General features: G+C 71.9%; 16 protein-coding genes, 1 tRNA gene and 1 pseudogene. 8 read left to right on the top strand and 10 right to left on the bottom strand.

What is annotated here, in order from left to right:
* Positions 1–68: 68 nt before the first annotated feature.
* Positions 69–392, bottom strand: a complete 324-nt coding sequence (locus IG69_RS0102065; protein ID WP_051750177.1) for a WhiB family transcriptional regulator — start codon at positions 390–392, stop codon at positions 69–71.
* Positions 393–627: 235 nt separating this feature from the next.
* Between IG69_RS0102065 and IG69_RS0102060 the strand changes: the two genes are divergently transcribed.
* On the top strand, positions 628–3,048 hold the full coding sequence (locus IG69_RS0102060; RefSeq protein WP_051750044.1) for a transglycosylase domain-containing protein: 2,421 nt from the start codon (positions 628–630) through the stop codon (positions 3,046–3,048).
* A gap of 70 nt (positions 3,049–3,118) precedes the next feature.
* On the opposite strand, the gene IG69_RS0102055 is transcribed toward IG69_RS0102060, so the two are convergent.
* Positions 3,119–3,583, bottom strand: a complete 465-nt coding sequence (locus IG69_RS0102055) for a GatB/YqeY domain-containing protein (RefSeq protein WP_030526522.1) — start codon at positions 3,581–3,583, stop codon at positions 3,119–3,121.
* Positions 3,584–3,662: 79 nt separating this feature from the next.
* On the opposite strand from IG69_RS0102055, the gene IG69_RS0102050 reads away from it, so the two are divergent.
* The gene (locus IG69_RS0102050; protein WP_030526521.1) at positions 3,663–4,643 is read left to right on the top strand and encodes a metallophosphoesterase; all 981 of its coding nucleotides are present in this window, start codon (positions 3,663–3,665) and stop codon (positions 4,641–4,643) included.
* A gap of 109 nt (positions 4,644–4,752) precedes the next feature.
* A tRNA-Pro gene (locus IG69_RS0102045) sits at positions 4,753–4,826 on the top strand.
* 160 nt (positions 4,827–4,986) lie between these two features.
* Here IG69_RS0102045 and IG69_RS0102040 read toward each other — a convergent pair.
* Complete coding sequence (locus IG69_RS0102040) at positions 4,987–6,885, bottom strand: potassium transporter Kup (RefSeq protein ID WP_051750042.1); 1,899 nt, start codon at positions 6,883–6,885, stop codon at positions 4,987–4,989.
* Between the two features lie 169 nt (positions 6,886–7,054).
* Entirely contained in the window at positions 7,055–8,203 is a 1,149-nt protein-coding gene (locus IG69_RS0102035) for an ROK family transcriptional regulator (protein ID WP_030526519.1), read from the bottom strand.
* Between the two features lie 94 nt (positions 8,204–8,297).
* On the opposite strand from IG69_RS0102035, the gene IG69_RS0102030 reads away from it, so the two are divergent.
* Entirely contained in the window at positions 8,298–9,608 is a 1,311-nt protein-coding gene (locus tag IG69_RS0102030; RefSeq protein ID WP_030526518.1) for a DUF1479 domain-containing protein, read from the top strand.
* Between the two features lie 46 nt (positions 9,609–9,654).
* Here IG69_RS0102030 and IG69_RS0102025 read toward each other — a convergent pair whose 3' ends face one another.
* The gene (locus IG69_RS0102025; RefSeq protein ID WP_030526517.1) at positions 9,655–11,244 is read right to left on the bottom strand and encodes an alpha-amylase family glycosyl hydrolase; all 1,590 of its coding nucleotides are present in this window, start codon (positions 11,242–11,244) and stop codon (positions 9,655–9,657) included.
* A gap of 258 nt (positions 11,245–11,502) precedes the next feature.
* Here IG69_RS0102025 and IG69_RS20775 point away from each other — a divergent pair, with 258 nt between their 5' ends.
* Positions 11,503–12,942 (top strand): HNH endonuclease signature motif containing protein, encoded by a 1,440-nt coding sequence (locus IG69_RS20775; protein WP_157577273.1) that lies wholly within the window; start codon positions 11,503–11,505, stop codon positions 12,940–12,942.
* Here IG69_RS20775 and IG69_RS0102015 read toward each other — a convergent pair.
* Entirely contained in the window at positions 12,856–14,037 is a 1,182-nt protein-coding gene (locus IG69_RS0102015) for an IS110 family RNA-guided transposase (RefSeq protein WP_245616056.1), read from the bottom strand. The two genes, IG69_RS20775 and IG69_RS0102015, sit on opposite strands and share 87 nt — an antisense overlap.
* A gap of 242 nt (positions 14,038–14,279) precedes the next feature.
* Entirely contained in the window at positions 14,280–14,768 is a 489-nt protein-coding gene (locus tag IG69_RS21950) for a WapI family immunity protein (RefSeq protein WP_157577271.1), read from the bottom strand.
* Positions 14,769–15,379: 611 nt separating this feature from the next.
* Between IG69_RS21950 and IG69_RS23235 the strand changes: the two genes are divergently transcribed.
* The 3 genes and pseudogenes from IG69_RS23235 (at position 15,380) to IG69_RS22875 (ending at position 16,683) form a co-directional block, all read left to right on the top strand.
* Positions 15,380–15,646, top strand: a complete 267-nt coding sequence (locus IG69_RS23235; RefSeq protein ID WP_425414789.1) for a DUF7660 family protein — start codon at positions 15,380–15,382, stop codon at positions 15,644–15,646.
* Positions 15,647–15,656: 10 nt separating this feature from the next.
* Positions 15,657–16,094: pseudogene (locus tag IG69_RS23230) on the top strand (hypothetical protein); the annotation flags it as partial.
* 55 nt (positions 16,095–16,149) lie between these two features.
* Positions 16,150–16,683 carry a class I SAM-dependent methyltransferase gene (locus IG69_RS22875; protein ID WP_245616055.1) on the top strand — a complete coding sequence of 178 codons (534 nt, stop codon included), beginning with the start codon at positions 16,150–16,152 and terminating at the stop codon, positions 16,681–16,683.
* Positions 16,684–17,029: 346 nt separating this feature from the next.
* Here IG69_RS22875 and IG69_RS0101990 read toward each other — a convergent pair whose 3' ends face one another.
* From IG69_RS0101990 to IG69_RS0101980, 3 genes are read right to left on the bottom strand one after another with little or no spacing between them, the layout of a single operon-like run.
* Entirely contained in the window at positions 17,030–19,201 is a 2,172-nt protein-coding gene (locus tag IG69_RS0101990; protein WP_030526512.1) for an alpha-galactosidase, read from the bottom strand.
* Positions 19,198–20,127 (bottom strand): carbohydrate ABC transporter permease, encoded by a 930-nt coding sequence (locus tag IG69_RS0101985; protein ID WP_030526511.1) that lies wholly within the window; start codon positions 20,125–20,127, stop codon positions 19,198–19,200. Before IG69_RS0101985 ends, IG69_RS0101990 begins: the two co-directional genes overlap by 4 nt.
* Positions 20,124–21,032 carry a carbohydrate ABC transporter permease gene (locus IG69_RS0101980; RefSeq protein ID WP_030526510.1) on the bottom strand — a complete coding sequence of 303 codons (909 nt, stop codon included), beginning with the start codon at positions 21,030–21,032 and terminating at the stop codon, positions 20,124–20,126. The genes IG69_RS0101985 and IG69_RS0101980 overlap by 4 nt, the downstream gene beginning before the upstream one ends.
* Positions 21,033–21,049 lie beyond the last annotated feature (17 nt).

Genomic DNA, 21,049 nt, shown 5'->3' with positions numbered 1-21,049 from the left:
TGCAGGGGGATGGTCGGCCCCACCGGGGGGTCTTGGGTGGGAGGCGGCGCGCACGGCGCCGCCTACGGTCAGGCGATGGCGCCCTCGGCGCCACGGGCCTTCGCCGCGGACAGCAGCGCCGTCCAGGAGCGCACGTCGGGACGGCGGCGCAGCAGGGCGCGCCGCTCGCGTTCCGTCATGCCGCCCCACACACCGAACTCGGTGCGGTTGTCGAGCGCGTCGGCGAGGCACTCGGCCACGACCGGGCAGCCCTTGCAGACGATCTTGGCGGCGCGCTGCGCCTTGCCCTGGACGAAGAGCGCGTCGGGGTCGCTGCCGGCACACTTGCCGAGCGGCGCCCACTCCGTCACCCACTGCCCCTCGGTCGGGGCCGTCACCGGTGAGATGCTCATGTCCACCTCTCTTCGCTGTCTCGGGTCCTCGCCCCCCTCTCGGAAGAGGACATGCATCAACCGTAGGTTGATACCTGACCTGCAGGTATCGGCCGAAGCGGTCCCCCGGCTGGCCGAACGGACGACCCCCGTCACCGACCCCTGACCCACCGCTCCGGCAGGCCCTCGACGGCCACCCGCGCGCCGCCGTCTCGGCCCTCGGGCATCGTCAGGTCCCCGCGTTACCCTGTCGCGCATGGACGGACGTGCGCAGAACTTCCCGGCCGTGCTCAGGTTGCTCCTCGGTTTCGTGGTGCTGAGCACGGTCGCCGGCCTGCTGCTGGCGGGCATCGCCGTCCCCGCGATCGGGGCGAGCGGGCAGGCGGCCAAGAGCGGGGTCGACTTCTTCAACGACCTGCCGAGCGACTTCGAGGTCTCGCCGCTCGCGCAGCAGTCGAAGATCGTCGACGCGAAGAACCACGTCATCGCCAACCCGTACGACGAGAACCGCATCATCGTCCCGCTCAACAAGATCTCGAAGAACATGCGCAACGCGCAGATCGCCATCGAGGACGCGCGCTTCTACGAGCACGGCGGCCTCGACCTGCGCGGCTTCACCCGGGCGGTCGTCTCCAACGCCCAGGGTGGTGACGTGCAGGGCGCGTCGACGCTGACCCAGCAGTTCGTCAAGGTCACCCTGCAGGAGCAGGCACTGCGCGCCGGCGACGAGCAGGCGGCCAAGGCGGCCGTCGCCGAGAACTACGGACGCAAGCTGCAGGAGCTCAAGTACGCGGTCAACGTCGAGGAGAACTTCACCAAGGACCAGATCCTCCAGGGCTACCTCAACCTCGTCTACTACGGCGACCAGGCCTACGGCGTCGAGGCCGCGGCCCTCAACTACTTCGGCGTGCACGCGAACAAGCTGACGCTCGGCCAGTCCGCCCTCCTCGCGGGCATCGTCCAGCAGCCCACCGCGTACAACCCGGTCATCAACCCCAAGCAGGCGCAGGCGCGGCGCAACGTCGTCCTCACCCGGATGCAGCAGCTGGGCTTCGCCTCCGCCAAGGACGTCGCGGCCGCCAAGAAGCAGCCGGTCGAGAAGATGCTGCACAAGAAGCCGGCCAAGGGCGTGTGCCACCGCTCGAGCGAGCCGTACTTCTGCGCCTACGTCATGGCCTACCTCCAGCACTCGCCGCAGCTCGCGGCCCTCGGCAAGACCCCCGAGGAGCGGCTCAAGCGGATCAACCAGGGCGGGCTGACCATCCGCACGACGCTCGACCCCGCGATGCAGAAGATCACCCAGCGCGAGATCACCAAGGCCGTGCCCGTGGGCAACAAGAGCAACCTCGGCGGCGCCATCACGGTCGTGGAGCCCGGGACCGGCAAGGTCCTCGCGATGGGCCAGGCCGCCGACTTCGACAAGAACCAGACCAACTGGAACGTCGACCAGGTCTACGGCGGCGGGCCCTACGGCTACCAGTTCGGCTCCACCGCGAAGATGTTCGGCCTCGTCACCGCCATCGAGCAGGGCATGCCGATGAACGCGCAGATCTTCACCCCGTTCGCCACCAACCACGTCGACCACGCCTTCGGCGGCCCCAAGGTCGTCGGTGCCCCGTGCGGCGCCGACAAGCCCTGGGACGTCGGCAACGACTACGCCATCGGCGGCCGGATGATGTCCCTGTCCGAGGGCATCGCCAAGTCGGTCAACACGTGGGCGGCGCAGCTGAGCATCGAGGTCGGGCCGTGCAACGTCCTCGACACGATGAAGAAGATGGGCATCCACATGGCCAACGGCAAGGAGGTCGACCGCACGATCTCCAACGCCACGCTCGGCTCGGGCACGACCACGCCGCTCGCCCTCGCCAGCGCCTACGCCACCCTCGCCGCCGACGGCACCTACTGCGAGCCGAGCCCGATCGTCTCGATCACCACGCCGGACAAGAAGGAGATCAAGGTCCCCAAGACCTCCTGCAAGCAGGTCATCAAGAAGGAGACCGCCGCCGCCGTGTCCTCCCTCCTCGAGGGCACGCTGAAGAACGGCGGCACGGCCGACGGCCTCTGGGACGTCAGCGCCCGCCCCGCCGCCGGCAAGACGGGGACGACCAACGGCCACAACCAGTCCTGGTTCGCCGGGTACACCCGCCAGCTCGCGAGCGCCGTCTGGATCGGCAGCGTCAAGGTCTCCGACAAGAACGGCAAGTTCTACTCGCTCAACGGCAAGTGCTTCGGCTCCTACGGCTGCTTCAGCCAGGTCTTCGGTGGCACGGTCAGCGCGCCGGTGTGGGCCAACACGATGAAGGCGCTCTCGAAGGGCATGAAGGTCGAGCAGTTCCCGACCCCGAGCTCGCAGACCCAGCGCGGCAACCTCGACCCGATCCCCAACGTCTACGCCCGCAACCCGGGCTCGGCCGCGGCGATCCTCCAGGGCGCCGGGTTCGGCAGCACGGTCGGCCAGAGCATCCCGAGCAACGCGCCGGTCGGCACGGTGGCGGGCACCTCGCCGTCCGGCGAGGCCGTCCGCGGCTCGACGGTGACCCTGCTCATCTCCTCGGGTGCGGCGGCCTCCCCCGCGGTCAACGTCAAGCCGACCCGGCCCGCGCAGACCAAGCCCCCGACCAAGGGCAAGCCCGGCAAGGGCAAGGGGGCTCCCAAGCCGCCGGGAGGCCGGGGCTGACGCCTGCCGCACGACGAGGGCCCGACCGGAGCATCCGGTCGGGCCCTCGTCGTCGGGCGGCAGGTGGGGGTCAGCGCCCCGCGAGGACGGCCTTGACGACCCCGGCGACCCGGCCGCCCTCGGCGCGGCCGGCGACCTCGCCCTGGGCGGTCTTCATGACCCGGCCCATGTCGGTCATGCCGCTCGCGCCCGTGGAGGCGACGGCCCGCTCGACGATGGCCCGCAGCTCGTCGTCGCCGAGCTGGGCGGGCAGGTAGGCCTCGAGGACGGCGAGCTCGGCGTCCTCGACGTCGGCCAGCTCGGGGCGCTGCGCGTCGCGGAAGGCGGCCGAGGCCTCGCGCCGCTTCTTCGCCTCCTTGGCGACGACCTTGAGGACCTCGTCGTCGCCGAGCTCGCGGGCCTCGTCACCGGCGACCTCGGCGGTCGTCACGGACGTGAGGGCCATCCGCAGCGTGGAGGCGCGGACCTTGTCGCGGGCGCGCATCGCGTCGTGGAGGTCGCTCTGCAGCTTCGCCTTGAGGCTCTGGGCGTTCATGGGGCCACTCTCCCACCCGGGCGCTCGCGCGGTCACCCGGGATTCCCCGACGGGCGACGCCGTTTGCGAGGATGGACCGATGACGCCTCCCGCCCGCACCGCCCTGCGCGCCGTCGGCGGGCTCGTCGGCGCCGGCCTCGCGGGGGTGGCGTACGCCTCCCTCGTCGAGCGCACCTGGTTCGCCCTGCGCCGCTTCACCGTGCCCGTCCTGCCGGCCGGGTCGGCGCCGGTGCGCATCCTCCAGGTCTCGGACCTGCACCTCACGCCGGGCCAGCGCCGCAAGATCGACTGGGTCCGCTCCCTCGCCGAGCTGCGCCCCGACTTCGTCGTCAACTCCGGCGACAACCTCGCCCACCTCGAGGCCGTCCCGCCGCTGCTGCGGGCCATGGAGCCGCTCATGGAGTTCCCGGGGGCGTTCGTCCTGGGCTCCAACGACTACTTCGCACCGATCCCGAAGAACCCGGCGCGCTACCTGACCTCCCGCCACGCGACGGCGCCGCGACCCCGGGGCGACCTGCCGGTCGGCGCGCTCGTCGACGGGTTGCGGGCGGGCGGCTGGGCGGACCTCGACAACGCCCGCACGGTCGTCGAGATGGGCGGGCACCGGGTCGAGCTCGTCGGGGTCGACGACCCGCACGTCGAGTTCGACCGCTACGACCGGGTCGCCGGCCCGGCCCGGGACGACGTCGCGCTGACGATGGGGCTGGTCCACGCGCCCTACCAGCGCATCCTCGACGCGATGGTCGCCGACGGCGCCGGCCTCGTCCTCGCCGGCCACACGCACGGCGGTCAGCTCGCGCTCCCCGTCTACGGCGCGCTCGTGACGAACTGCGACCTCGACACCGGCCGCGCCAAGGGCGTCTCGCGGTGGTGGCCGGGGGCCGGTCCCGGCGGTGGCGAGGGCCGCGTGCTGCCCTCGTCGGCGGCGCCGGCGGACGCCGCGTGGCTGCACGTCTCCGCGGGCCTGGGGACCTCGCCGTACGCGCCGGTGCGCTTCGCGTGCCGTCCGGAGGCGACGCTGCTCACCCTCGTGGCGCACGGCGCGGACGACCTCGGCTGAGGTCGCGGGGCCTCTCGCGTGACCGTCGGGGGGACCGATTTCGGATGCTCGCGGGTGGTCGGCTATCCTCGGGTGTCGCGGCGGCCCTCGGGTCGTCGATGACGTGCCACGGGGTGTGGCGCAGCTTGGTAGCGCGCTTCGTTCGGGACGAAGAGGTCGCAGGTTCAAATCCTGTCACCCCGACATCACGAGAGGGCCGGGCCGGATCGACGGAGTCGATCCCGCCCGGCCCTCTCGCTCGTCGGGGGACAGGATGCCGGGAGCGTGAGCCGGCGCCGACGGAGGAGGCGACGGGGAGCGCGGCGTCCTGTCACCCCGGCCGGCCGGGCGAGCGCACCCCGGCTCAGACGTGCAGCTGGGCGCCGACGACGACCGTGCGGGCGATCGGCAGGTGGAAGTACTCCGTGGGGTCGGCCGCGTTGTGCGACATCGCGATGTAGACGCGCTTGCGCCAGCGCGACATCCCGGGCCGGTCGGCGGCGTGGACGGAGACCCGCGAGAGGAAGTACAGCGCGGTGTCGCGGTCGAAGGAGAGGTCCGGGGTCTGCGCGGCGAGCGAGAGCGCGGCCGGGATGTCCTGCTCGTCGGCGAACCCGAAGTGCAGCCGGACGAGGCAGATGCCGTCCCACTCGTCGCCGAGGTCGTCGACGACGACCCGCTCCTCGTCGGGCACGTGCGGGACGTTCATCCGGATCGTGTTGGTGATGATGACGTTCTCGTGGAGCACCTTGTTGAAGTCGACGTTCTCGCGCAGCGACAGCGGGGTCGTGTCGTGGCTCGTGTGGAGGAACACGGCGGTGCCGGGCACCCGCTGCAGTCCGCCGGCGTGCGCCTCCTCGAGGAACTCGGTGAGGGGTCGCTCGACCTTGGCCCGCCGCGCCTTGACGACGCGCTGCCCCTTGGACCACGTGAGCATGACGAACGCGATGACGGTCGCGAGCAGCACCGGCAACCAGCCGCCGTGGGTGATCTTCGTGGCGTTGGCGGCGACGAAGCTCAGCTCGACCCAGAGGAACAGCCCCCCGAACGCCCACAGCCGCCACCGGGGCCAGTCGAGCGCGGCGTCGGCGTAGACGAGGAAGAGGCACGTCGTGAGGGCCAGGGTCGCGGTGACGGCGAGGCCGTAGGCGACCGCCAGGTGCTCGGAGCTGCGGAAGCTGAGCATGAGGACGAGGACGCCCGCGAAGAGCACCCAGTTGATCGCCGGTACGTAGATCTGCCCGCCCTCGTGCTCGGAGGTCTGGCGGACGGTGAGGCGGGGCAGGAAGTCGAGCCGCTCGGCCTGCCGCGACACCGAGAAGGCCCCCGAGATGACGGCCTGCGACGCGATGACGGTGGCCGCCGTGGCGAGGACGACGAGCGGAAGCGTCGCCCAGTCGGGTGCGAGGTGGAAGAAGGGCCGGTCGATCGTCGTGGGGTCCTTGACGATGAGCTCGGCCTGCCCGAGGTAGTTGAGGGTGAGGCTCGGGAAGACGAGCCAGAACCACCCCGTGGCGATGGCCGGTCGCCCGAAGTGGCCCATGTCGGCGTAGAGCGCCTCGGCCCCGGTGATCGCGAGGACCACCGCGCCGAGGGCGAGGAAGCTGACGAGCGGGTGGGCCAGCGCGAACTGGAGCGCGAGGTGCGGGCTGAGCGCGAGCAGGGCCTGGGGGTAGGCGAGGACGTGCGGCAGCCCGAGCGCAGCGAGCGTGAGGAACCACAGGACCATGACGGGGCCGAAGAACCGGCCGACCCGCTCGGTGCCGTGGCGCTGGACGACGAACAGGACCGTGATGACCGCTGCGCCGAGCGGCAGCACCCACGACGTGAGCCCGGGCTCGACGACCTCGAGGCCCTCGACGGCGGACATCACGGAGATCGCGGGTGTGATGACCGAGTCGCCGTAGAACAGGGCGGCCCCGATGACCCCGAGCACCATGACGAGCCGGAACCGCTTGCCGCCGGGGCGCACCGAGCGCCGTGCGAGGAAGGCGAGCGAGAGCACCCCGCCCTCGCCGTCGTTGTCGGCGCGCAGGACGAAGAGCACGTACTTGACCGACACGACGAGCGTGATGGCCCAGACGACGGTCGAGACGACGCCGAGCGCGTTGTCGCGCGATGGCTCGACGATGCCGCCGTCGAGCGCGAAGACGGTCTGCATCGCGTAGAGCGGGCTCGTGCCGATGTCGCCGAAGACGACGCCCAGGGCCCCGAGCACGAGGGCGCGCCGGGTCGTGGACGAGGGGGCGGACGGTGCGTTCACGGTGCCGAGCGTAGGCGGCGCAGGGGCCCGTCCCGCCCGGAGTCGAGGGCGGAAGCGGTCGCGGGGGCAACCTCGAACGCCCTCGACCTGGCACCGGCGTTCCCACCTCCGGGGTCGAGTGCGCAGGTGGTTGCCCTGGGTGCCGTGCGCGCACTCGACACCGAGGGGGTCAGCGCGCGGCGGACCCGGTGACGACGTGCTCGCGCAGCCGCCGCAGCGCCTCCTGCCGGGCGCCGGCGAGCGCGGGCTGCTCGCGCACCGCGGGCGGGCGCAGCGCGACCCGCCGGGGCATCGCCTCGACCTGCCGCGCCACCCGCTCCAGGAACGCCGGGTGCGACCCCCACACCCCGCCGAGGACGACGGCGGCGGGGTCGGTCAGCGCGACGAGCGCGGCGAGGACGCCACAGACGGCGCTCGCGAGCGCGTCGAGCGTGGCGGCGGCCGCGGCGTCGCCGTCACCGGCCTCGAGGAGGCCCAGGACGGCGGCGATGTCGACGGCGGTGCTGCCGCCTTCGCGCAGGCCGAGCGCGCCGATGACGTCGGTGAACGGACCGGCCCGCCCGTCGGGCCCGGTGGTCACGAGGTGCGCGACCTCCCCCGCGAGGCCGCGGGCGCCCCGCAGCACCACGCCGTCGGCGACGACGGCGCACCCGAGCCCGCGGTCGAGGTAGAGGTAGGCCAGCTCGCCCCCGCCGGCGGCGTCCGGGCCCGCCGCGGCGAGCTCGGCGCGCGCTGCCCAGTTGACGTCGTTGTCGACGACCACCTCGCCCTCGACGAGGGGCGCGAGGAGCGGGACGGGCGAGAGGTCGCCGACGAGGAAGGGCGCGTCGGGCAGGTGGACGAGCGCCCCGCTCGCGCGGTCGACGGGGTCCGCGGCGCTGACGACGGCCACGCGGACGGCGCCGGGGGCCGCGGCCGCCGCCCGGGCGACGACCTCGGGCAGGACGCGCTCGAGCCGGTCGGGCGTGGTGGGCAGGGCCAGCCCCTCCGTGGCCCCGCTCACCACCCGTCCGTGGACGTCGACGGCCTCGGCGCGCACGCCGTCGGGGGCGATGCTCACCGCCAGCGCGACGCCGAGGTCGGGGACGAGGTCGAGGATGGTGCCCGCGCGTCCGCGGCCTCCGGTGCGCTCACCGGTGTCGCGCACGACGCCGGCCTCGGTCAGCCGGCGCACGCTCTCGCCGACGGTGGGCTTCGACAGGCCCGCCCGGGTCGCGATCTGCGCCCGGGTCAGCGCCGGCTCCTCGAAGAGCACCCCGAGCACGTGCCGGTCGGACAGCTGCCGCAGCAGCCGGAGGGAGGGCTTGGGGGGCTCCACGGCCGCGATCCTAGTAAGGACTCTTGCCGAGATCGACCCGTCGCGCCTACACTCGGGATTCAGTCAGGAGTCCTTACTGAATGGAGACCGGCCGATGACGACCACCGCCACGCCCCGCGGGCAGCACGCGCAGCCCCTGCCCGCCCTCCCCCACTGGGAGGAGCCGCCCGCGGACCTGCGCGCCGCGACGCGGGAGGTCAAGGCCGCGCTGCGCGCCCGCCTGGAGGCCTCCGGGCGCAGCGTCGAGGAGGTCTTCGCCGTCGTCGAGGCGCGTGTCCGGGCGGCCGTCGAGGAGGTCGAGGCGCAGCGGGCGCGCGGCGAGGAGGTCTGGCCGGTGCTCGACTACGCCGACATCGCCTCGGGCGCGGTGACCGCCGCCGACCTCGACCGGCTGCGCCGCCGCGGCTGCCTCGTCGTGCGCGGCCACTTCCCCCGCGAGCAGGCCCTCGCCTGGGACGCCGGCATCGTCGACTACGTCGAGGGCAACCGCTTCTTCGAGGACTACCGCGGCCCCGGCGACGACTTCTTCGGCAGCGTCGGCTCGCGGCCCGAGATCTACCCCGTCTACTGGTCCCCCGCCCAGATGGAGGCCCGCCAGAGCGAGCGGATGGCCACCGTCCAGCGCTTCCTCAACGGCCTGTGGCGGCACGAGTCCGAGGGCACGACGTGGTTCGACCCCGAGCGCGACTCGCTCTACCCCGACCGCATCCGGCGCCGCCCGCCGGGCGCCGACTCGGGCGGCCTCGGCACGCACCTCGACCCCGGCACCCTCGACCTCTGGATGACGCAGGCCTACCAGCGCGCCTTCCGCCACCTCTTCGACGGCAGCGTCGAGCAGTACGACCCGTGGGACGCCGCGCACCGCACGGCCGGCCCGCAGTACCCCGGGACGACGATGTGCTCGGCCTTCCGGACCTTCCAGGGCTGGACGGCGCTCTCGGACATGGACCACGACCAGGGCGTCCTGCACACCGTGCCGGTCCCCGAGGCGATGGCCTACCTGATGCTGCGGCCGCTGCTCGCGGACGTGCCGGACGACGACATGTGCGGCGTCACGACCAACCAGGTCTTCCCGGCCTCGGAGCAGTGGCACTCGCTGCTGTTGCGCGCGGTGAGCGGCATCCCCGACGTCCGCGCCGGCGACTCCGTCTGGTGGCACTGCGACATGATCCACGGGGTCGACCCGGTCACCGACCAGCAGGGCTGGGGCAACGTCATGTACATCCCGGCGGCGCCGTGGTGCCCGCGCAACGAGGCGTACGCGGCGTCGGTGCGCGAGGCCTTCGCCGACGGCAGCAGCCCGTCGGACTTCCCGGCCGAGCACTACGAGCGCACGTGGCCGGACCGCTTCGCCCCCGAGCAGCTGAACCGCACCGGCCGCCGGGGCCTCGGCCTCGAGGACTGAGCGGCGCGGCGCCGGCGTCCGAGGCGGACGCCGGCGCCGCTCGCGCTCAGGCGCGCTCGAAGATCCCGTACGAGAAGCCGGAGGCCTCGGCGCGGCCGCTCTCGAGGCGGACCCCCTCGACCTCGAGGCCGCGCGCGCCGTCCCACCCGGACGGCAGTGTCACGGTGGCCGGCTCGCGCCGCGGGTTGACCACGACGAGGTGCGTGCCGCCCCGGACGTACACGAACGGGTAGTCCTCGGTCAGCACCTCGAGCGAGCCCTCCGGCTGCAGCGCCGGGGTGGCGTGCCGCAGGGCGAGCAGCCGCCGGACGAGGTGCAGCAGCGAGCCCTCGTCCGCGCGCTGGGTCGCGACGTCCGGGCGCTCGGGCGAGGGGTCGAGCGGCAGGTAGAAGTCCGCCTCCGGCGCGGTGGAGAAGCCGGCGCCGGGCCCGGGCTCCCACTGCATCGGCGTCCGGGAGCCGGTGCGGTCCTGCGTCGTCTGCAGGAGGCTGCCCTCGCGGTCCGGCAGCCCCTCGACGTAGCGCATCCCGATCTCGTCGCCGTAGTAGATCGTCGGGAGGGACGGCCACGTGGCGACGAACGCGAAGGCCGCGCGGGCCATCGGCGCGGTGCGCGGGCCGGTGACGAGGCGCGCGTAGTCGTGGTTGGCCGTCGGCAGGGCCACGTGTCCGCCGCCGACCCCGATGGCGTCCGTGGCCCGCCGCCACTCGCGCAGGAAGGTGTCGACACCGCCGCTGCCCTCGGGGTCGAAGAAGTAGCGGTCGGTGTCCGTCCACGAGGGGTCGTACGTGCCGACGCCGGTGTGCCACAGGGAGCGCAGGCCCGGGCGGCCGAAGTGCAGGAAGAAGTCGGCGTGGAACCCGGCCGGCACCGCGACGGCGGGGTCGCCCCACTCCGAGAGCAGCGCCCGGTCGGGGTGCTCGCGGTCGAGCCACTCCCGCATCTCGGCCCACAGCCGCGCGGTCTCGACGTGCCCCGGGTCGTCCTTGACGAGCGAGGCCGCCATGTCGACGCGGAAGCCGCTGATGCCGAGGTCGAACCAGTGCGCCATGACGTCGCGCAGCGCCTGCCGGTTGGCCCGCGGGCCCTCGGCGTCGACCGGGTCGCGCCACGGCTGGGCGGGATCCTGGCGGGCGTAGCCGAAGTTGAGCGCCGGCTGGCAGGGGTAGAAGTTCAGCTGGTAGTAGCCGCCCCGGCGGCCCGGCACGGGGCACCAGATGCCGGCCGGGGTCCCGACCCGCTCGCTCCAGATGTAGCGCCCGTCGGCCGGGTCGTCGACCCACTCGCGGAACCACGGGTGCTGGTCGCTCGTGTGCCCGGCGACGAGGTCGAGCAGGACGCGGATGCCGCGGCTGCGGGCGGCGTCGACGAACGCGGCGAGGTCCTCGTTCGTGCCGTAGCGCGGGGCGACGGAGAGGTAGTCGGCGACGTCGTAGCCGGCGTCCGCGAACGGCGAGGCGAACAGCGGGCTGAACCACACCGCGTCGACCCCGAGCCACGCGAGGTGGTCGAGCTTCTCCGTGGCCCCGGCGAGGTCACCGATGCCGTCGCCGTTGCCGTCCGCGAAGGTCTGCGGGTAGATCTGGTAGAGGACCGAGTTCGCCAGCCACGCCGGCTGGGGGCGGGTGCTGGCCATCGGGCCACGATAACCAGCCGCTGGTGGTCGTGGGCTGCTCGGTCGTCCACAGGTCGCTCGTCGCCCGCTCGTGGTCCACAGGCGTGTCCTCGGGCCCGGCCGGCTGTCGGTGCCGGGTGGGATCATGGTGGCATGTCAACGGGGACAACCGAACTCGCGAAGCGCCGCTCCGCGATGGAGGCTGCCGGCGATGCGTTGACGGGTATCTCGGAAGTGCTGTTCGGGGCGGTAGGAGCGGAGCTGGGTGAGCTGTTGGGAGTGGCCGACCGGCTCGCGGCGCTGGCCTCGGCGGCGCGGGTGGCGGTCGCGGTGGAGGCGGTTCGTCGGGGTGAGGTCGCGGGGGCCGGGGTGCAGGAGTGGGTGCGCGGGCTCGCGCCGTCGCTGCGCCAGGGCGGGGCGGTCGCGGTGGCACGGATCGCGGTGGACGTCGTCGCGGCCGGGTCGGGCCCGGACCGTCCCCCGGCAGAGGACTCACCGCTGGGGATCGTCTGGGACGCGGTCCGCGACGGGCGCCTGGAGGCCGGCACCGGGTGCGCGGTCCTGCGCGAGAGCGCCCGGGTGCAGCCGCTGCTGCGCGACGAGGCGCTCCCGACCGTGGCCACCGCGCTCGTCGACCTCGCGCAGCAGCACGGGACGGCGCTGATGCGCGGGCTCCGGCCACGGCTGATCTCGCAGTACGGCCACCACGGCGCCTTCGACGACCTGCAGGCCCGCCTCGCGCCCTCGGCCCGGCTGTCGATGCCGCACGTGGAGTCCGGCGACCTGACCGAGTACCAGCTGTGGATGACCCCGGAGCAGGCGGCCGCCCTCGAAGCCGCGATCGGGCCGCGGTCCGCGCCCCGCCCGGACGAGCAGGCCGGTCAGCGAGACCTGCGCCCGGCCGGGCAACGCCGCGTCGAGGCCCTGACCGAGGTCTGCACGATCGCGAGTGGCGTCGAGGCCGAGGCCCGGGCCGGGTCCCCCGCGACGCTGCACGTCGCGATGAGCCTGGCCGACCTGCAGGCCGAGACCGGCGCCGGCGAGGTCCTCGGCTCGGTCGCCACCGGCACCCTCCTCGGCCCGGACACCCTGCGCCGCCTGACCTGCGACGCCGCCCTCGTCGCGCACGTCCTGGGCACCCAGGGCGAACCCTTGGCCCTGGCCCGGCTGCTGCGGCTCTTCACCCGGGCCCAACGCCGCCACCTCCTGATCCGCGACCGCGGCTGCACCTACCCCGGATGCACCGCCCCCGCCGCCTGGACCCGCGCCCACCACGTCCGTCACTGGGCCGACGGCGGCCCGACCGACGTCCTCAACGCCGCCCTGCTCTGCCAACGCCACCACACGACGGTCCACCGACGTCGGCTCTGGGCCGAGGTTCGGCAGCAGCCCGACGATCGCGGCCGCCACGTCGTCTGGGACCTGACCGACGGCTCCTACGACCGCGCCCTCGCCGCTCTGCCACCCCCGACGCCCGATGAGCCGGTTCTGTCGGCCACGGACCACTTCCCGGACGACCCCCCGGACCTGCACTTCGACACCGGGCGGCATGCGGTGACTCACGGCAGCCGGGCCACCCGCGCCGCCGGACCGCAGGCGCAACCCACCCATCGCTCATGGCTCCCTTTTGTGTCAAGAAGCCTGCTGGACGGGGGTCGTAGCCTTGACTGCGACGGGTCCGGGAAGTGGCTTGTCCGAAGTGCCGGTGTGAGGTTGTGAGCCGGTCGCGCTGGAGTCAGAGTCGTTGCCTCGTTGCCCTCCCGGGCCCGTCGCCGCGCCGTGGGTGAGGTCGTCGAGCAGCGCTCGGTACACGAGGTCGGACAGGCGTCGTTTGAGGCAGCGCATCGCTTCGTTGGGGGTCTTGCCGGCGGCGACCTTGCGGTCGTAGTAGGCCCGGCCTTCGGTGGGGTTGCGGAGCTGGACGATGGCCATGATGTGCAGGGTCCGGTTGATCTTGCGGTTCCCTCCGCGGCTGAGGCGGTGGCGCACGTTGTCGCCGGAGGAGGCGTCAATGGGGGCGGTGCCGGTCCAGGAGGCGAAGTGGCCGGCGTTGGGGAAGCGAGTGATGTCGCCGACCTCGACGATCAGCCGGGCCGCGCCCGAGGGGCCGATCCCATGGAGCTGGGTGAGGGTGGTGCCGGACTCGCGCAGCAGGACGGTGAGCTCCTTGTCGGCGGCCTTTTTGCGCAGGTACAGCCGCTCAAGGTCCGTCACGAGCTCGGCAGCTACCCGCTTCCTGGTCTTGCCGACCACATCTCGCGGTCGGACACCGGTAAGGATCTTGCGGGCCTGGGCCGCGGACAGGTCGCGCTTGGCTCCGCCCGGAACCAGCTCCAGCAGAAGGGCATGCAGCTGGTTGACCTTGACGGTGTGCTCGTCACCGATCGCTCGGCGGCGGTCGACCAGGATCCGCAGGATCTCCCGCTGCGCGTCAGGCACGACCGGTCGCAGGCCGGCCATCCGGGTCCCGACCAGCGCCACGGAGTGCGCGTCGGTGGCGTCGGTCTTGCGGCCCTGCCCGGTGGCAAAGGTCCGCACCCTGGCCGACAGCTTCGGCGGCACGTCGAGGACCTGTTCACCGACCGCGACAAGCCGGGTCGCGACGTGCCGGCCGATGCCGTTGCAGCCCTCGACCGCCCACACCCGCGACGGCCACCTCCCGGCCCGCTCGAGCAGAGCGGCGAACCCTCGCTCGTCGGTGTCGAAGCGGCCCCGGTCCAGGATCGCCTCGTCGGCGGCCATGACCTCAATCGTGACGCTGCGTTTGTGCGGGTCCATCCCGATGACCACGCTCGTTGTCGGTGACTGCTCCACGATGCCTCCTGCGGTCGAACCAATGGGTGGTCGAGCGCGGAGGGCACCGCTACTTCCGGCAGCACAGTCCCTTCTTCAGCCTCTCCGGCTCAGCGGTGCCGAGGACGGCGCATGCCATGTGAGAGTCACGACCCGAAGGACGGACAGCCGATGAATGCGAGCGTCCGTCCCCGACACCTGAACCGAGCCTGCGCGGGCACCGGTCCTGCGTCAATGAAACAAGTAGCCGATGAGCGGACGGGTCACCTCACAGGGAAGCTCCGGAGCTCCTCTTCCCAACCGCCAACAGCTTCAGCGAGATCAGCCTGCGGGATGGTCAGTCGGACTCGGTGTCCGCGTCCTACGCCGTCGTCGTTAGAACCCGTAGGTGGACGTGATTCGGCATTGAAGTAGACCGCTACTGCTGAGGTGCCGTGGGAAGCCCTGTCCACGGCGAACGTCAGGTTGGGCTCGGTGAGCCAGAGCGTGGATTCGTCGGGTTTGGCGGCCGCCACTGTCTGGGGACGCGCGTTGCCCAACCCGCGAAGCCAGGTCGCCAGTTCTCGTGCCTCCCACGTGGTCATGCATGGGTCGTGAAACTGCCACGAATGGTCGCCGTCCCACGCTTTGCCACGGATCATGAGCCAGTTGGCGTCCCAGTCGACGTCCGAGCCTGTCGACTGGCCCCTGCCGAACTGGTATCCGGTCACGATTAGCTCAACGAAGTGACCGTCCACCGACTCGAGTCTCACGGTCGGTGATGTTAGGCCAAACGCGCGCCCTTAGTCGTCGACGAAGCGCTCTCTCATGCCGTGACGAGAACTTCGTGGGGTGCGTCGAAGGACTGAGATCATGGACCGGTGCAAGAGGTCACCGCAGACCAGCTCGTCGAGAGTTTCGACTCAGCCATCATGGGCGGCTCCACGTTCCTCGAGCAGCGCCGAAACCTCGTCCTCACGATCGCCGACGCACTTGTCACCTACGGCGACCTTCCCACCGAGGCCGAAGAGGTCGTGAGCGACGCCCTTGCGCTCTGGCACGCTTCTGCGAGCCCCAGTCCCGAGGCCCTCACAGCAGCGCGAGTGCGTCTTTGGCAGTTGCTCGACGCCAAGAACCGAGGTCCGTCCGGGTGTATCGGAGAGCACGGCGATCGAAGCCTTCGGGCTGCCTTGTGCATCACCGAGCTCGCACCACCCTCGGAGCTTAGGGACAGCGCAGGTTGGGCAGCCGAGATGCTCTCTACCGAGCCCTGGCCCCGTCCCACCCGCCACTTTTAGCCGCTGGAGCACATCCTCGCGTTGCCCGTCGGCACATACCGCTGGTGGTGCGATCGCTCTGAGCGCGTGACTGCGCACCTGCCATCATGCAGCCCATGGAATACGGGCGAGCCACGACCGCAGACCCCTCCGCGGTAGCGAGCCGAGACGACTTCGCGCAGTTCCTTGAGCAAGTTCTCGCGGACTACAGAGCGACGGGCCGCGACGAGTGGGAGAACACAACCCTCGAGAGCGTCCTCGACGCACTAGGGGCCTTCGCAGCCGCACGAGTTGTCGACAAGCCCGAGGACCAGGAGTCTCCTACATGGCGCCTTTTCGCCAGCATGCTCGTGGCCGCCACGGCCTACGAGTGAACGTGCGCTCATGCCGCAGGCCGGGAAGCGCGGCACGGGGCATGACCACTGGGACGCCGGTGGATCGGGGACCTGCGTCGGTGCCGCGTGGCGGTTTCCCACTGGATATCCGGTGGAGTCTCAGTGCCAGGAGTGGTTGGGCCCTTCCCAACGCGTCTCAGACATGCCCTGGCACAGCACGAGGGGCAAGGTACGAATCGCAGGCGCGGTCCAACCCGCCGCGTGTCGTCGAGTGATGGAGGGGATCGCGGTGGCTGGATATGGGGCGCTCTCCGACGTGTACGAGTGGCTGATCGGAGACGACAAGCTGACCCCCGCCAAGGCAGCCGAGGCCTACTACAGCGAAGTCGTGGGCTCTCTGCCGCCCAACGCGCGCGTCCTCGACTGCGCGTGTGGAACCGGCCAGCTCGCCGTCGGCCTGGCGAGTCTTGGCCTTGACGTGGTCGCCACAGACGCCAGCGACGGGATGGTTCGCCGGACCGAAAGGGTCGCCAACGAGCAGGGTGTCGCTTCGAACCCTCCGCGCGCCCTGGGCCGAGCTACCCGACCACCTGGAGGACTCCACGTTCGACCTGGTGTTCTGCGTCGGCAACTCGCTCGGGCACGCCGAGGGCGCAGCCGGTCGCCTGACAGCACTGGCAGCGATGTCGCGGCTGCTGAATCCAGGCGGACGACTCGTGCTCACCTCACGCAACTGGGAGCTCGTGCGCTCCGCCGGCTCACGGGTGGACGTGCGCGATCACCTCATCCGCCGCAACGACCGCGATGCGGTCGTCAGCTACTACTGGCAGATCGAACAGCGCTGGGAACAGGAGCACTTCCTCGAGATCGTGGTCGCCCAGATCGAGCCGGATGGGGCAGTGCGAACCTGCTCGGAGCGGTTGTCCATCTGGCCCTATCGGTACGAGGACCTCGTGGCGCAGTTGCGGAGCGTCGGGCTCACGGTGCAATCCACCACCTTCGACCCAGAGAGCGATGGCTACCTGGTGGTCGCCGGCCACGGCCAGGCGCGAGGCGCGCCCGAGCCGGTGCGCTGACCCGCGTCCTTCGTCCGGCCGGCACTCGATCCGTCCTCAATTGCCGCGGATGGCGCACCTCTCCCCGTGAAGCGGATGGTGGTGGACGGTGAGCGCTTCGAAGTCACCGAGCGTGCCGGCGAGCCCGGCGTCTACGACCAACTCTGGGTCTCGGGGCCCCATGAGGGATACGGGTTCACCAGCTCCGCTACGGCGGTGACCTCCAGACAGATGCTGTGCTCGAGGACGCCGTCCCCAACTTTCTGAGCCAGGTAGATCGCAGGACTGGCTACATCGACTGAGCAGCCTCAGCTTCCGCGCTGGGGGCGGGTGCTGGTCATCGCTCCACCCTGGCCAGCGGGCGTGCTCACGCCCCGTCGACGGCCGTCAGGTGCAGGAGGTACCCCTGGCCCGGCGCGAGGGCGGGGACGGGTAGCCCGTGGTCGTCGAGCACCGCACCCGCGACGAGGATGCCGTCGTCGCCCTGCGCCTGCTCGAACCACCGCGGGTCCCGCACCTGCTGGCTCTCCGGCAGGCCGGCCTCCGGTCGCACGCGCACCCGGTAGCGACGGGCCGGGTCGAGCCCCGGCAGCGGCACCGCCCCGGGCGTGACCCCGCGGCCGCTGACGACCCGGACCACGGTGAGCGCGGCCGCGGACCGGTCCGCCGCGACGACGCCGCCGACGACGAGCGAGGGATCGGGATGGTCCGAGCGCACGACGTCGCCGGTGTGCAGCAGCGGCCGCAGCTCGCGGTAGAGGCCGCTCCACGCCCGCAGGGCGTCGAGCTCCTGCGGCGAGCAGGTCGAGATGTCCCACTCGAGGCCGGCGTGCCCGCCGAGCGCGACGAGCATCCGCAGCGAGAGGTCGAGGTCGCGGTGCGTCGTGTGGGCACGGGGCGGCCCGACGTGCGTGCCCATCCGCTCCGGCGGCACGAGCAGGCCGGTCCACCGCTGGATGGCGACCCGCTCGAGGGCGTCGTTGCAGTCCGAGGTCCACACGCGGTCGGTGCGCGCGAGGACGCCGAGGTCGACGCGGGCCCCGCCGCTGGAGCACGACTCGATCTCGAGCGCGGGGAACCGTTCGCGCAGCGCGTCGAGGAGCCGGTAGGTCGCGCGGGTCTGGGCCGCGACGGCGGGCCGGTCGGTGCCGGTGGCGTCGGTGCGCACGGCCTCGTGGAGGTCGCGGTTGTGGTCCCACTTGACGAAGTCGACACCGTACGTGCCGATGACCTCGGACATCGCGGCGAGGACGTGGTCGAAGGCGTCGGGGTTCGCGAGGTCGAGGACGTGCTGGTGGCGCGAGGGCGGCGTCGGACCGGCGGCCGGGCCGAGGACCCACTCCGGGTGGGCGCGCACGACGTCGGAGTCGAGGTTGAGCATCTCCGGCTCGAACCACAGCCCGAACTCCATCCCGAGGCCCTTGACGTGCTCGACGAGCGGGCCGAGGCCGCCGGGCCAGACCTCCGGCGAGACCTGCCAGTCGCCGAGGCCACGGGTGTCGTCGCGGCGCGACCCGAACCAGCCGTCGTCGAGGACGAAGCGCTCGACGCCGATGGACGCCGCGGTGTCGGCGAGCCGTTGCAGGTGCCCGAGGTCGGTCTCGAAGTAGACCGCCTCCCACGTGTTGAGGACGAGCGGGCGGGGGCGACCGGCGCGGTAGTCCGCCCCGGCGCGCTGGTGGCGCACGAGGCGCGCGGTGAGGCCGTCCAGGCCCGCGTCGGACCAGACCGCGACGACGTCCGGGGACGTCCAGGTCTCGCCCGGGCCGAGCCGGACCTCGCCGGACTCCAGCGCCTCGCCCGCGCCGATGACGGCCGCGTGGGCGCCGGCGCCCTCGGGGAGGCGCTCGACGAGGTGCTCGTGGTGGCCGCTCCAGGCGGCGTGCACCGACCAGACCTCACCGTGGCGGAAGCCGAACCCGGCCGTCCCGGCGGTCATGAGCAGCGTCGCGTCGTGGCCGGTGCGGCCGCGGCGGCCGGTGCGCAGCCAGGTGCCGTCGGCGACGAGACGCCGCTGCGGCGTGCGCTCGCGCACCCAGCGCCCGCTGAGGTCGAGGACCTCCTCGGCGCGGGCCGGCAACGGCAGGAGGGTCCGCAGGGCCGCGACCTCGAGCGGCGCCGTGCCGGCGTCGGCGGTCGACGTGACCGAGGTCGACGCCGTGAGCACCCCGTGCTCGTCGAGCGCGAGGACGAGCTCGACGACCGCCTCGCTGTCGACGGCCTCGGCCCGCACCGTCGCGCGCCCGCCACCGCCGGTGACCGTCGCGACCCAGCGCGGGGCGGCGGCGCCCCCGGCGCGGTGCAGGGCGATGCCGGGCGTCCCGAGCCAGCCGTCGCCGGAGGTCGGCAGGACGCTGAGGTCCCACGGCTCGTCGAGCGCGTTGTTCGCGACGGGGGTGTCGCGCAGCAGGGCCAGGTCGGCGGCCGCCGCGTCGGGGAGGTCGGCGCCCCAGTGCAGGACGGCGGGCAGGCCGTGGTCGCGGTGGGCGAGGACGAGGGCGACGCCCCCTCCCCGCAGGACGGTGTGGTCGGCGCTCACCCCTTGGTCGACCCGAGCGTCAGGCCGGAGACGAACTGCTTCTGCAGGACGAAGAACACGACGAGGACCGGCAGCGCGACGAGGATGGATCCTGCCGCGACGAGGTTGGTGTCGGAGAAGAACTGCCCGCGCAGGTTGTTGAGCGCGCTAGTCACCGGGTACTTGTCGCCGCGCGAGATGAGGACGGTCGCCCAGAAGAACTCGTTGTAGATCCACGTGACCTGGAGGGTCGCGAGGGCGGCGAGGGCCGGGCGCACGAGCGGCATGGTCAGCTGCCAGTACTGGCGCCACACGCTCGCGCCGTCGAGCTCGGCCGACTCGTAGATCTCGTGCGGCAGCGTCTTCATGTAGTTGCTGAGCACGAAGGTGCAGAAGCCCAGCTGGAAGGCCGTGTTGACGAGGATGAGCGCCCAGAAGCTGTTGAGCATCGTCCCGCTCGAGCTCATGAACTCCGGGAGGGGGATCTCGCGGAACATCCGGAACACGGGGATGAGGAGCGCCTGCGGCGGCAGCAGGTTCGCCGCGAGGAAGATGCCGAGCAGGGTGAGGTTGAAGCGGTACGAGAACCGCGCGAGGACGAACGCGACGAGCGAGGACAGGAACAGCGTCAGCGCCACCGCCGGCACGGTGATGAGGAGCGAGTTCTTGAAGTGCAGGCCGAAGTTGCCTCGACTCCAGGCGTTCTCGTAGTTGGCGAGGGTCCATCCACCGAACGACAGGTACCCGTTGGTCTGCGTGTACGAGTAGTCGCGGAAGGAGTTGTAGAGGGCCCACAGCAGCGGGAACAGCCAGGCGATCGCGAGGACGAGCATGATCACCGTCGCGACCTTGCCCCGGCGCTTGTTGAGGACGCCGCCGGAGGGCCCACGGCCCCCCGGGCTCGAGGGGCGGCTCCTCACGGGGGCCGGGGGTGCGGTGGTGGTCATCGGCGGTCCTCCCGGAAGACGATGCGCAGGTAGATGGTGATGAACACCGACGAGATGACCATCATGATGACGGCGAGCGCCGACCCGAAGCCGTAGCGCGTGGCCTCGCCGATGACGTTCTGCGACACCAGCGCCGAGATCAGCTCGAGGCCGTTGCGGCCCTTGTTGATGATCCAGACGAGGTCGAACGCGCGGAGCGACTCGATGACGACGATGACGAGGACGATCATGTTGATCGGGCGCATGACCGGGAAGATGACGTTGAAGAACGTCTTGACCTCGTTCGCGCCGTCGACGGCCGCGGCCTCGCGCAGCGACCCGTCGACGCCCTTCAGGCCCGCCAGGTAGATGAGCATGATGTAGCCGGTGTGCCGCCACGCGGTGGCGACGAGCACGGCCCACAGGTTGACGTCGGGGTCGCCGTACCAGTCGACGTTGCCCTTGAAGAGCTCGTTGATGAGGCCCTGGTCGGTCGAGTAGAAGAGCTGCCAGATGAAGCCGACGAGCGCCAGCGACAGCACGACCGGCAGGTAGAACGCGGTCTGGTAGAACCGGCTGCCCCACATCTCGCGGTCGAGGACGACCGCCAGCACGACCCCGAGGATCGTCGGGAGGACGAAGAGGAAGACCAGCCAGATGAGGTTGTGCTGGATGGCCGGCCAGAACGGTGGGTAGATCGTCGCGATGTCGACGTAGTTCTTCGTCCCGACCCACTGGATCGAGCTGAACTTGAACCCGTTCCACTTCGTGAACGACAGCGCCACCGAGGCCACCGCCGGCAGCCAGACGAGCCAGACCACGAGGATCGTGGGGACGCCGATCATCAGGGAGATGACCAGGCGGTCGCGTGCTCCTCGCTTCTTCTCGACCCGTCGTGACTGCCGGCGTGCGGTCCTGGTGGCCATCGTTCCTCCTCGTCCTC

Source organism: Phycicoccus jejuensis (assembly GCF_000720925.1).
Taxonomy (GTDB): domain Bacteria; phylum Actinomycetota; class Actinomycetes; order Actinomycetales; family Dermatophilaceae; genus Phycicoccus; species Phycicoccus jejuensis.
This window is presented reverse-complemented; position numbering and strand designations above follow the sequence as displayed.

Bases quoted from the DNA above. Each gene is read 5' to 3' on its own strand.
- IG69_RS0101980 (WP_030526510.1), bottom strand. From the start codon at position 21,032: ATGGCCACCAGGACCGCACGCCGGCAGTCACGACGGGTCGAGAAGAAG.
- IG69_RS0102065 (WP_051750177.1), bottom strand. From the start codon at position 392: ATGAGCATCTCACCGGTGACGGCCCCGACCGAGGGGCAGTGGGTGACG.
- IG69_RS0102050 (WP_030526521.1), top strand. From the start codon at position 3,663: ATGACGCCTCCCGCCCGCACCGCCCTGCGCGCCGTCGGCGGGCTCGTC.
- IG69_RS23235 (WP_425414789.1), top strand. From the start codon at position 15,380: ATGCAGCCCATGGAATACGGGCGAGCCACGACCGCAGACCCCTCCGCG.
- IG69_RS0102055 (WP_030526522.1), bottom strand. From the start codon at position 3,583: ATGAACGCCCAGAGCCTCAAGGCGAAGCTGCAGAGCGACCTCCACGAC.
- IG69_RS0102025 (WP_030526517.1), bottom strand. From the start codon at position 11,244: ATGGCCAGCACCCGCCCCCAGCCGGCGTGGCTGGCGAACTCGGTCCTC.
- IG69_RS0102030 (WP_030526518.1), top strand. From the start codon at position 8,298: ATGACGACCACCGCCACGCCCCGCGGGCAGCACGCGCAGCCCCTGCCC.
- IG69_RS0102060 (WP_051750044.1), top strand. From the start codon at position 628: ATGGACGGACGTGCGCAGAACTTCCCGGCCGTGCTCAGGTTGCTCCTC.
- IG69_RS0101985 (WP_030526511.1), bottom strand. From the start codon at position 20,127: ATGACCACCACCGCACCCCCGGCCCCCGTGAGGAGCCGCCCCTCGAGC.